The organism is Mycoplasma simbae ATCC 49888 (assembly GCF_000702705.1).
Lineage (GTDB): Bacteria > Bacillota_I > Bacilli_A > Mycoplasmatales > Metamycoplasmataceae > Mycoplasmopsis > Mycoplasmopsis simbae.
On the sequence record NZ_JNJG01000008.1, the window covers coordinates 1 to 12,162 of the forward strand.

Here is a 12,162-nt window from a genome sequence, read left to right on the forward strand (position 1 = left end):
ATTTCAATGGATTAATCAGAAGAAAATATAAGAAAGGATTTGACTTTAATCTATTGTCTGAAGAAGAGCTTAACGAGTACATCGATTCAATAAACAATATGCCAAGAGAAATTTTAGGTTGAAAAACATCCAAAGAAGTTTTTCAACGTTATTCTTCTGTTAGTGTGTAAGCACACTAAGAAAATTTGTTGCACAAATTTATGTCGGTTTTACAAACCGAGAATTTTCTAATTAAAATAAATAAAAAACAACGTGCTCAACCATGAGTTTGCACGTTGTAATATAATAAAAGTAAGTGTTGCACTTGAACCTTCATTATAGGAACAGTAATCCAAACAGATTACTGTTTTTTAAATTTTTGAGTTATTTTTCAATAAATTTTCTCTATATTCACGGTATTTTTCAAGTGAACCATATTTGCGAATATGGATTTTATCTTCAATTGGCGAAGGTAAAAATACAACTAAATGAAACACAATCAACATCACTACTAGCATGCTTCGACCAACGATTAATGAAACATAAAATTCGTTTGCTTGCTCTATTGTTGCATTATATGTTTGCATGTATAGCTCTTTGTCAAAATAAAATGTGACTATTAAATCTAGAATTGGCACAAGCACTTGAGCAATCATTGCTAAAGATACAAAAATGACTGTTATATACGCAAAGAACTTGAAAAATTTAACTTTTCTTTTAATTTCAATTTTGCCACTTTTACGATTTTTGATAGCTCCCAAAATTGCTAAAGCGATAAAAACAAAGGTAAATACGGTTATTCAGTTAGCGATTAAATCGGTAAAGGCATATAAACGTGCCATTGACCTAAACGCATCATTGCTATAGATAAAGTAGGCTTCATTGGTAGGTAAATACAATAATGAACCAACTATTGTAAAAATTATGTTAGCACCCACGCCAATTACTAGTGAATAAATAACACCCACAACTGGCCTATTCTCGTTTAATTTGCCAATACTTAATCTTCAAAATGGTAATTGCCCTTCTGCTAATAAAGTCTCAATATAGCGTGGCATTCACATAGAAAAATCATTCAATACGCCCAATACGCCAATAGCAATAGCTATGTTTATTAAACCAAAAATAATGCGGCCTGGTTTTGCACCCATTAGACTTTCAATATAGTCTCGCATTTTTGAAAACGATCCACCATTTATTGACATTGCGATCGCAATTAATACATAAATTATGGTAATTATGACTAACCCTAAAGATAATGCTAAGCTGGTTTTTTCGGGTTTTTTCATATCTTTTTGCATTCCTGCAGCTATATAAAAGCCATCGTAAGCAAAAAAGATTGAGCCTATTGACATAAAAATTCCAATAAAGCCACCTAAACCACCATAATGAATAAAATCGCCACCAGTTTTAATGTTTTGATCAGATGCTAAAGAAGTTACATTAATCTCGTTTGTGCCACCCTTACCGGTAAAAGCAAGCACAAAACCAATGATAGTGATGAAGATTAAAGGTATAAATTTGATTGTTAATACAATAATGTTGTGTGCGTTACCTACTTTTGAATACAGGCTTGGAAGCGTTAAAAAATATATACCCATCAATGTTGTGATAACTAACCAGATCAATCAATCGTGGTTGGTTCCAAATGTCAATGCTTCTTGGTTGTTTAAAGCTCCAATACCATCTTGTAAAACCATAATGGTATAAATAGGCATATAAAAAATAGTTAAAGGCAAGGTTAAGTAAACCATAAAGTTTTTTGATGCTTGAGCAACTCAACGTTAGTTAAAAATTCTATTTCAACCAATTAAAGACAAGTTGTCTTTTTTTACGCCAGAAACTTCAACTAGTGCAATAGCCATTGAAATTACTGAAATTGAAGCCAAAATTCAACAAATTATTGCCAAAATTAAGTTCCCGCGCGAGTTAATTAACACCTCTTCAGATTTAAAAAAAATACCAGCACCAATGGAACTGCCCATTACAATAAGCATTGAAGAAAAAAAGCCAATTTTTTTCCGCTTGCTTGCATTTGCCAATCCTAGTTTTTGGGTTTCCATGTTGCTCCTATAATTTCTTTATTTAATATTTAAGTTAAATATTAGTATTAAATATGATATATAATTATTTAAATTTTTAAATTAAAAAGTCACGAAAGGGGCAAAGATGATAACTAAAATTAAAGGTACAAGAGATCTTTCACCAGTGCAAATGAATTTACAAGAGTATATTCGTAATGTATTCACTAAAACAGTTGCAAGCTATAATTTTAACTTGATTGAAACTCCAATTATTGAAAGTGCTTCACTGTATAAACGTTCGGTAGCTGGAAGCGATATTGTTAATAAGGAAATGTATGAATTCAAAGACAAAGGGGATAGAGAAATAGCTCTTAGACCTGAAGGAACAGCTGGATTTGTGCGTGCTTTAATTGAAAACAAATGATACGCAACGCTAAAAACACCTAAATTCGCTTATTTTGGACCAATGTTCAGATACGAACAACCACAAAAAGGTCGTTACAGACAATTTTATCAAGCGTGTGTTGAAGCTGTGGGTGAATCAAATGTTTTTGCAGATGCGGAATTAATCATTCTAGCACACAATATTTTGAGTGTTTTAGGGGTAAATTTTGTTTTAAAAATTAATTCAATTGGTGATATAACTTCACGTGAAAACTACCAGCAAGAATTGAAAAAATATTTTGCATCTTATCGTGATCAACTAAGCGAAGATTCGCAAAAAAGACTTGATAATAATGTTTTAAGAATTCTAGACGACAAAGTCGACTCGCAAAAAGAATTTGTTAAAAAAGCCCCAAAAATCAATAAATTTTTAACAAAACAAAGCCAGGATTACTTTGCAAATCTGTTAAACATTCTTGATTCAGCAGGAATTAAATATCAAGTTGATTATTCACTTGTTCGTGGCCTAGACTATTACGATGAAATTGTTTATGAATTTATTTTGGTTTCTAAAAATGCTGGTTCGCAATCTACATTAATAGGTGGCGGTAGATATTCTAAATTGATTTCTGATTTAGGAGGTCCCGAACTAGGTGCGAGTGGTTGAGGTTTTGGTGTGGACCGTATTGCCGATTTAATGCTGGAAGAAGCAATCGAATTTAGCAATGAAGATGTAGAAGTAGTTGACATTTTAGTTGCCTATACAAATGAACAAAATTCATTGACTTTATTTAATTTAGCCAATGAATTAAGATCTTATGGGGTTAAAATTGAGTTTGTTAAAGAGGCAAGCAAAAGTAAAAAAATCTTTGATAAAGCTAAAAAATTGAGTGCTAAATTCGTAATTTTTGATGATCAAGCTGAGCAAAATAACTTATTTTTAGTTAAAAATCTTGCCCAAGGTGACAAAATGAATTTTGCTCACAGTGAAGAGGGTTTTATTGATCTGTTAGAATTTTTATCGCAAAACGGATTGCAAGCTCTTGAAGATTTAGAGTTAATGATTGATTAAAAAACAACAAAGTTTAAATGCTTTGTTGTTTTTTTAATATTCACCATCTCATTCAAATTCGTATTCAAAGATTCTAACGCTATCACCTGGTTGGATGCCTTTTTTGATTAAATCATCTCAAACGCCAAGTTTTTTCAAAATATTGTTAAATCTCAATAAGTTATCATAGCTCACCAATGGAATACGGTCATAAAGTTGCTGAATTTTTGGACCGCTAATTTCATAAAAACCAGCATATGGAGATGTGACTGTATATTCTTCTTCAAGTTTGATTTCAACTACAGAATCATCCTCAACCACTTCAACAGGTTTTAGTTTGTTTGCCTCAATTAATTCAAGCAGTTCTTTTTTAACTTCATCAAGATTTTCAGCGCTTAATGCTGAAATTGATACAACTTTTACATCAGGGTATTTGTTTTTAAAGGCAGCTAAGTGTTTGCTAAATGACTCAAGATCACTCTTGTTAGCAATAACTAATTGGTCTTTATTTTCAAGATTTAAGCTATATGCTTTTAATTCTTGGTTGATAATTTCATAATCGGCAATTGGGTCTTTAAATTCATCACCAAAGTCAATAATATGTGCAATTACACGACATCTTTCAATATGTTTAAGAAACTGAATCCCTAAACCTTTTCCTGATGAAGCGCCTTCAATTAGGCCTGGTAAATCGGCAATAACAAAAGATTTATCGTAGTATTTAACCATTCCCAATTGAGGAACAAGGGTTGTAAATTCATAATCGGCAATTTTAGCTTTAGCATTACTGATTGCACTTAGCAATGTACTTTTACCCGCTGAAGGCTTACCAACTACACCCACATCTGACATAATTTTTAAAACAATGTGTGCGTCATATCTTTCGCCCTTGGTTCCGTTTTCACTAATCCTTGGGGCTGTGTTACGCGGTGATTTAAATTTCATATTACCACGTCCACCTTGGCCACCACGTGCAACTAAATATTCTTTAGGCTCAATAATATCGGCAACAACTTTGCCATCTTTATACACAACAGTGCCAATTGGAACTGGAATAAATTTATCTTTTCCAGCTGCGCCATACAGGTTTTTAGGTCCACCGTTTACACCATCTTCAGCCGTAATTTTTTTGTTGCCATACAGTGAAAGAAGCGTGTTTTTTCCTAAATCTCCCACAAAATAGATGTTACCACCACGGCCACCATCACCACCGTCAGGCCCACCTTTATCAACGTGTGCCTCGCGACGGAATGAAATCATCCCGTCTCCACCTTTACCGGCCACTAATTGAATTTTAATTTCATCAATAAATCTAGCCATTTAACCCCCTAATTTGAGTAATTTTAATCGTCATCTTCCTCGATTAATTGTTGCTGTTCGCCGCTGTCTTGTGAACTATTGAATTTTGATAAATAATCCATGATAGCTATACCTAAACCGTGTTCTTGAACAGATCTAGTTACATATTTTGCTTTTTCTTTAACAAAATCTTTTGAATTATCCATCGCGTATGAATAATTAAAACGCTTAAACATACTAAAATCGTTTTCGCTATCACCAATAACCATTACGTCATTTGTTGAATGGGTTTTGAAGATATTTTGAAGCATTCAGTGTATTGCTCTACCTTTTGAAGCACCTTTTGGTAAAATCTCAAGGTTCATATGTGTTTTAATTAATTTAACATCATAATTTTTCAAAATTTCAATTAATTCATCAACATTTTCAGTCATTTCGAAGTAAACTTCAATTTTTGAAACGTTTTTAATCTCTTGACCTTCATATAATTCGAATTGGTCAAAGTTTTCATATTTAAAATAAATTCTGTTTAAAAATTCTTTGTCATCTTCACGGAAAATGTAGAATGCATCAGAGCTTCAGCCTGCGGCTGACACTTTTAGTTTTCTAAATAAGTCAAAAATTTTCTTAACATCTGCTGGCAAAATAAATTCTTCGCGCACAAACTTGTAGTGTTTAAAATCATAAATTTGCACTCCACTTGAGCCAATAATGTAATCAGCATTTGTAAGTTTGGCTAATTTAAACATTTTTGGACAAATTGGATTACCTGTTGCGATGTTAAAGCTTAGTTCATTGTTTTTGATAATGTTTAGGTTGTAAATTGACACATAACCATTGCTGGTGTAGATTGTCCCATCAACATCACTAAAAACTATTGGTTTCTTTTTCATTGGGCTCCTTATGACATTTTTCGTAAATGCTAGTAAATAATACACGATTTTTGGTATTTTCGCACAATAATACTATGTATTATTAATTTTTATTGATCGCTGATTTCAAATGTATTGCAAATAAAATCAACTTTTTTAAAAATTGAACAAAATATGCGTGTCGTATATATTCATTTTATAGGCTGATAAGTAAAAACATTGAATAGGATATTGAAATAAATAATATTCTCACGATATACATTATTTAAGCTTAAGTCCAAAAAATGTGTGAAAAAATGGTAAAATTATTCCATAACAATATTTTATATTTACATATGAAAGATAGTATATATAAATCGCACTTTATCAGGTTTCACTAGACTTTCGCACAAAGGAGAATTTATGACACCACACATTCACGCTAAAAAAGGCGAAATTGCCAAGACTGTTTTAATGCCGGGAGATCCTCTAAGAGCCAAATTTATCGCAGAAACTTTCCTAGAACCAGGTTTTAAATTGGTAAATACCGTTAGAAATATGTTTATTTACACTGGAAAATACCAAGGGAAAGAAGTTTCAATTGCTGGATCAGGAATGGGCTGTCCTTCAATTGGAATTTACAGCTATGAGCTATATGCATTTTACGACGTAGAAAATATCATTAGAATTGGATCTACAGGAGCATACGTCAAAGAACTGAAGCTTTATGACACTGTTTTAGCAACTCAGGCAGTAGCTGATAGCGACCACTTTAGAAGATTAGTTTTAGGCGAAGAATTTGCTTCAAAAATTTCATTGCCTTCAAAAGAACTAAATGAACAAATTAAAGAGTCAGCTCAAAGACAAAACATTCATTTAGTTGAAGGTATTGTGCACTCATCAGATGTGTTTTATTCATCGCAAAGTCTTCAACAAAGAATTGACGAAACAAATGCAATTTGTGTAGAAATGGAGTCAGTTGCTCTATTTACAAACGCTGAAAAATTAGGTAAAAAAGCCGCATGTTTATTGACTGTATCAGATAATATAGCAACTCATGAAGAAACTACTCCAGAAGAAAGACAAACAGCGTTCACTAACATGATGAAAGTTGCGTTAGGTACTCTATAATTATGCGTATTGTTGATTTAATAGCTAAAAAACGTTTAAATAATAGTTTAAACGCTGAAGAAATTGAATTTTTAATTAATTCATATGTTGCTGGGGACACACCCGATTATCAAATGGCAGCCTTTTTAATGGCGGTAATGTTCAATGGAATGAGTAAAGAAGAAATAGCTGTTTTTACTAAAACAATGATGAACTCAGGCGATGTTATTGATTTAAGTTCGATTCCAGGCATAAAAGTAGATAAGCACTCAACTGGTGGTGTGGGCGATAAAACCACTTTAGCCGTGGCTCCTATCGTCGCAGCTTGTGGAGCACCTGTTGCTAAAATGAGCGGTAGAGGTTTAGCGCACACAGGTGGAACGCTAGATAAACTTGAATCAATTCCTGGCTTTAGATTTGACTACACAGAAAAAGAATTTATAGAGCAAGTGAAAAAACATGGCATTGCCATTATTGGTCAAACTGGCCAATTAGTTCCAGCTGATAAAAAACTTTATGCGCTTAGAGATGTAGTTAATTGCGTTCAATCAATTCCTTTAATTGCATCATCAATAATGTCTAAAAAATTAGCGACTGGTTCAGATGCTATATTGCTTGATGTTAAATGTGGTAATGGCGCATTCATGAAAAATGAAGATGATGCAATTGATTTAGCTCAAACAATGATTCAAATCGGTAAGTCATTAAATGTAGATGTGCGTGCAGAAATAACTAATATGAATAGACCAATAGGTCGTGAAATTGGGAATAAAAATGAAGTTTTAGAGGCAATTTGAACATTGCAAGGTAAAGGAAGCAATGATTTTAATGAGTTAGTTAAATCTTCTTCAGCAACAATTCTATTGCAAGCTAAAATTTGTTCTGATTATGAAGAGGCTAAACGTAAAGTTGATGAAGTTATTGCTAACGGTAAAGCCTTAGAAAAATTCTTTGAATTAGTGCGTTTACAAGGTGGAGATGATCAAATTTTACGTCGTGAAAGTGAATTTTGAAACCCTGCTTATAAACTAGAAGTTAAATCGCAAAATGAAGGCTATTTAGAAATCTTTGATTCATTCACTTTTGGTTTGGTGGCAATGAAATTAGGTGCGGGTAGAGCCAAAAAAGAAGACTCTATTGATTTTGAAGCGGGAATTACTTTGAACAAAAAAACCAATGATTTTGTACAAAAAGATGATGTTTTATTCACATTATACTCATCAAAACCAATTGAGCCAAGCTTAATTGATGAACTAAAAAATTCTTACAAATTCAACCAAAATAAAGTTGAAAATAAAATAATAATTGCTAAATTAGGATAGGAGAAACAATGAACTACAATAAAATGATTGACCACACATATTTAAAAGCAGATGCGACTGTTAAAGAAATTGACAAATTAATTGCTGAAGCTATTAAATACGATTTTAAAACAATTTGCGTTAACTCATCGTGAGTTGCTTACGCAAAAGAAAAACTACAAGGCACAAATGTAGGAATCACTTCAGTTATTGGCTTTCCATTAGGTGCGTGTTTAAGTAATGTTAAAGCTTTTGAGGCTGCTGAAGCAGTTAAAGCAGGAGCTGATGAAATTGATATGGTTATCAACATTGGCAAAATGAAACAAGGTGACTATGATTATGTTTTAGAAGACATTAAAGCAGTTAAAGCGGCATTGCCACACAATGTTTTAAAAGTTATTGTGGAAACAGCATTATTGACCAAAGAAGAAATTATTAAAGTTACTGAAATTGTAATGGCTTCAGGTGCCGAATTTATTAAAACTTCTACAGGTTTTTCAACGCGTGGTGCTAATTTAGAGGATGTTCAAATAATGAAATCTGTTTGCGGTGATAAATTATTAATCAAAGCAGCTGGCGGTATTAGCAACAAAGATGACCTAGTGGCTATGGTCAAAGCGGGTGCAAATAGATTTGGAACAAGTCGTTCAATTGCCATTATTGAAGGCAAAGAGTCAAACGAAGGATACTAAAATGCAGCAATGCATTTTTTTATTTATTTTTTAGCGTAAAAAAATTTTTGTAATATAATAAATTAGCAAATGCGGATGTAGTTCAATGGTAGAACTCCAGCCTTCCAAGCTGATTATGCGGGTTCGATTCCCGTCATCCGCTCCATTTGTTTAATTACACCAAAGCAGAAATCTGCTTTTTTTATTACAACTAAATAAGGTAAAATAAATATTATGATTAATGACACAATAGCAGCAATTTCTTCGGGCGGTAAAATAAACCAAGCTATCTCGATTATACGCATTAGCGGTGAACAAAGCGTAGAGATAGTTTCTAAAATTTTTACTGGCAAAATCGGGACAAAAAACACAATAACATTTGGCAATATTATTGATAATTTCAATAAAAATACTGTTCTTGATGAAGTTTTAGTGATGTGATTTATTGGTTCTAACACATTTACTGGCGAAACAACTGTAGAAATAAATTGTCACGGTGGAGTGGTAATTACAAACCGAATTCTTGAGTTAATTTTGCAAAATGGTGCACGTTTAGCACTTCCCGGCGAATTTAGTAGACGAAGCTTTTTAAACGGTAAAATGGATTTAATTAAAGCTGAAGCCATTAACGATTTAATTCACGCTCAATCATTAAGCCAAACTGAGTTAGCTGTTAAAAAATTTGACGGAAAAACCAGTAAATTAATTGATAAATTGCGTGATTGATTGATGAATTTAATCGGCAGAATTGAAGTTAATATTGACTATCCTGAGTATGACGACGTTGAAAAAATATTGGATAAAGGTCTACTTGAGGAATTAATTCAAATTCAAAACCAAATGCAAGAATTAATTTTACAAAGTGAAAATTCAAGACTAATTTTTGATGGAATTAAGGTTGCGATTGTGGGTAAACCTAATGTGGGTAAAAGTTCAATACTAAATTGCCTTTTAGGTGAACAAAAGGCAATTGTTACTGACGAAGCGGGAACTACTAGAGATATTGTTGAAGCTAGTTGACAATATAAAGGTATGCTATTTAAGTTAGTTGACACTGCCGGAATGCGTCATGCAAGTGCAAAAGCGGAACAAATTGGAATTGAAAAAAGTTTTCAACAATTAAAAGATGCAGATGTTGTTGTTCACGTACTGGATCCAACTCAAGAATTTGATGAATTTGACTATAAAGTGAGTGAATTGGCGACGCAATTTCACAAAAATCTGATTCAAGTTTACAATAAAAAAGATTTATTGAACACTCCAACAAAACATATTTCAGTTAGTGCAAAACAAGAAGATATTGATGAGTTGCAAAACGCTTTAGTCAATTTATTTGCTAACATTGATTTAAATAATAAAGAGTTTTTATCAAACGCGCGGCAATTATCTTTAATCAAAAAAGCAAAAAACAACGTAGATGAAGCAATAAATTCATTGCAAAATGGCTTATATTCAGACTTAGTTATTGTTGATATCCACCAGGCTTGAGCTAATTTGGTTGATATAACAGGTAGAGCTGACAATGAGCAATTATTAGATGATATGTTTAAGAATTTTTGCTTAGGAAAGTAGGTATCGATGTCAATGAAATTTGTTGATGTACACACGCACCCTCTTAAAGAGTACTACGAGGATACAGATTTAGTGATTAAGCGCGCAAACAGCAACGGCGTTGCGGTTATGATGGTGACAGGCTGTTCGCTTGAGGAAAATAAAGAAGTTTTAAAAACTTGTGCCAAATATAACTTTACTTTTCCAGTCATAGGTGTACACCCAAATAATGCAAAAGGTTCAATTGATGCTCAACTACTTGAAAAACAAATTACGCCCAATGTAAAGGCAATTGGTGAAATTGGTCTTGATTTTTATTGAGATAGTGTACCAAAACAAGTACAAATTGACTCATTTTGTGCACAAATAGATTTGGCAAAAAAATATAATCTTCCTGTTGTTATTCATATGCGTGATTCATATGCTGATTTATATGAAATTTTACTTAAATACCCTGATGTTAAATTTATGATTCATACATATAGTGGAGATTTATATTGAGCTCAAAAATTCAATGAACTAGGGGTTTATTTTAGCTTTAGTGGTGTTGCTACATACAAAAATGCTTTAAAAACTATTGAAGTTATTGATTGATTACCAGTTGACAAAATCTTAACCGAAACGGATGCACCTTACCTGTCGCCTGCTAGTCAGCGCGGTAGTCAAAATGTTAGTGAAAATGTGAAAGAAACAGCAATTTTTATTGCTGGAATTAAAAAAATGCCACCAGAAAATTTTGTTAAGCAAGTTTATAAAAATGCAAAGGAATTCTTTAAATTAAATGAAAAAAAATAATAGTGTGATTGCAAAGAAAAAATATGGTCAAAACTTTATTTCTGATCCTAAATTGATTGGAAAAATTATTGATTTTGTTCAACCAGAAGGCAAAAATATAATCGAAATTGGTCCTGGATTGGGTGCGCTAACTCAACATTTGGCAAATAAAGCCAATATTTTTAAAGCATTTGAAATTGATCCCGATATGGTTGAACATTTACTTTTGAACAAAATTTTGACCACCGAGCAAATTGTAAATCAAGATTTTCTAACTGCTGATTTAGCTAATTTCAAAAATTATGATATTGTTGGGAATATTCCATATTACATAACTAGCGAAATATTATTGAAAATTTTTGATCACAGACACAATTTTAATCAATTTACATTAATGGTGCAAGATGAAGTGGCTAATCGTTTGGTTGCTAAACCAAATTCGCACGATTATTCAAAGCTTTCTTTGACATGTCAATATGTTGCTGATGTTGAAAAAGTACTTTTTGTTGATAAAAAGTACTTTGAACCGATTCCAAAAGTGGATTCAGCAATTGTAACTATTAAATTTAAACATCAGCATGATGATAATTATGAAAATATTAAGGATTTTTTCAAGTTGTGTTTTCTAGCACGTCGCAAAAAATTGTCTTTTTCACTAAAGCGAGCGTATAAATTGGAGCAAATTAGCAATGCTTATTCAAAACTTGGTTTTGAAGACAACATTAGAATTCAGCAGTTAAGTCTTGAACAAATACTGAATTTATTCAAGGAGCTAAATTCATAATGAGAATTGTTGATTTTGATTTTGATAACGAAATAAATAATGAGCAAGCATGATCACCAAAATCCAAGGCACTCTTTAAACGGTTTGAATTTTTTATAATTGTGTCAATTTTAATACATGTAATGACAGCAGTTTTGTATTTTTATGTTAAATTTGATACCGCCTTACATAAATCGATTTTAATTATAGTAACTTTAATTAGTGTGTTTGCATATTTATATTCGCTTTCAGTGTTTTTGGCCTTTGTTTTTTACAAAAAATTTACTAGAAATACTGATAATTTGAATAAAAAGCACGCAAAAAAAGCTTTTGAGCTTTATAAAATATTTATTTTTGACTGAACTTGTTTTAAAAAAATGACTTTAAGGTAAAATGTAGGTAAA

At 32.1% G+C, this 12,162-nt stretch carries 12 protein-coding genes and 1 tRNA gene; 9 read left to right on the forward strand and 4 right to left on the reverse strand.

Translation table 4 applies throughout. The features are described from left to right. Positions 1-350: 350 nt before the first annotated feature. A complete protein-coding gene (locus tag T329_RS03675; RefSeq protein WP_051630141.1) occupies positions 351-1,733 on the reverse strand; it encodes an amino acid permease in 1,383 nt (460 codons plus the stop codon). 30 nt (positions 1,734-1,763) lie between these two features. Further along, entirely contained in the window at positions 1,764-2,042 is a 279-nt protein-coding gene (locus T329_RS03945) for an amino acid permease (protein WP_051630142.1), read from the reverse strand. 106 nt (positions 2,043-2,148) lie between these two features. On the opposite strand from T329_RS03945, the gene hisS reads away from it, so the two are divergent. Beyond that, positions 2,149-3,459, forward strand: coding sequence for a histidine--tRNA ligase (gene hisS, locus T329_RS0102440; RefSeq protein WP_029608858.1), 1,311 nt, complete (start codon positions 2,149-2,151; stop codon positions 3,457-3,459). 33 nt (positions 3,460-3,492) lie between these two features. Here hisS and obgE read toward each other — a convergent pair whose 3' ends face one another. Together obgE and T329_RS0102450 are read right to left on the reverse strand one after the other, a co-directional pair. Further along, a complete protein-coding gene (gene obgE, locus T329_RS0102445; RefSeq protein ID WP_029608859.1) occupies positions 3,493-4,758 on the reverse strand; it encodes a GTPase ObgE in 1,266 nt (421 codons plus the stop codon). 23 nt (positions 4,759-4,781) lie between these two features. Continuing rightward, a complete protein-coding gene (locus tag T329_RS0102450; RefSeq protein ID WP_029608860.1) occupies positions 4,782-5,630 on the reverse strand; it encodes an HAD-IIB family hydrolase in 849 nt (282 codons plus the stop codon). A gap of 381 nt (positions 5,631-6,011) precedes the next feature. Between T329_RS0102450 and deoD the strand changes: the two genes are divergently transcribed. From deoD to T329_RS0102490, 8 genes are all read left to right on the forward strand, one after another. Next, positions 6,012-6,719, forward strand: a complete 708-nt coding sequence (gene deoD / locus T329_RS0102455) for a purine-nucleoside phosphorylase (protein ID WP_029608861.1) — start codon at positions 6,012-6,014, stop codon at positions 6,717-6,719. A 2-nt stretch (positions 6,720-6,721) separates the two neighbouring features. After that, the gene (locus T329_RS0102460; protein ID WP_029608862.1) at positions 6,722-8,020 is read left to right on the forward strand and encodes a pyrimidine-nucleoside phosphorylase; all 1,299 of its coding nucleotides are present in this window, start codon (positions 6,722-6,724) and stop codon (positions 8,018-8,020) included. A gap of 8 nt (positions 8,021-8,028) precedes the next feature. After that, entirely contained in the window at positions 8,029-8,691 is a 663-nt protein-coding gene (gene deoC / locus T329_RS0102465; RefSeq protein ID WP_029608863.1) for a deoxyribose-phosphate aldolase, read from the forward strand. A gap of 71 nt (positions 8,692-8,762) precedes the next feature. After that, a tRNA-Gly gene (locus T329_RS0102470) sits at positions 8,763-8,836 on the forward strand. Positions 8,837-8,904: 68 nt separating this feature from the next. Then, positions 8,905-10,242 carry a tRNA uridine-5-carboxymethylaminomethyl(34) synthesis GTPase MnmE gene (mnmE, locus tag T329_RS0102475; RefSeq protein ID WP_029608864.1) on the forward strand — a complete coding sequence of 446 codons (1,338 nt, stop codon included), beginning with the start codon at positions 8,905-8,907 and terminating at the stop codon, positions 10,240-10,242. Between the two features lie 6 nt (positions 10,243-10,248). After that, complete coding sequence (locus T329_RS0102480; protein WP_029608865.1) at positions 10,249-11,016, forward strand: TatD family hydrolase; 768 nt, start codon at positions 10,249-10,251, stop codon at positions 11,014-11,016. Beyond that, positions 11,003-11,779, forward strand: a complete 777-nt coding sequence (gene rsmA, locus T329_RS0102485) for a 16S rRNA (adenine(1518)-N(6)/adenine(1519)-N(6))-dimethyltransferase RsmA (protein ID WP_029608866.1) — start codon at positions 11,003-11,005, stop codon at positions 11,777-11,779. The genes T329_RS0102480 and rsmA overlap by 14 nt, the downstream gene beginning before the upstream one ends. After that, on the forward strand, positions 11,779-12,150 hold the full coding sequence (locus T329_RS0102490; protein WP_029608867.1) for a hypothetical protein: 372 nt from the start codon (positions 11,779-11,781) through the stop codon (positions 12,148-12,150). The genes rsmA and T329_RS0102490 overlap by 1 nt, the downstream gene beginning before the upstream one ends. Positions 12,151-12,162: the final 12 nt, after the last annotated feature.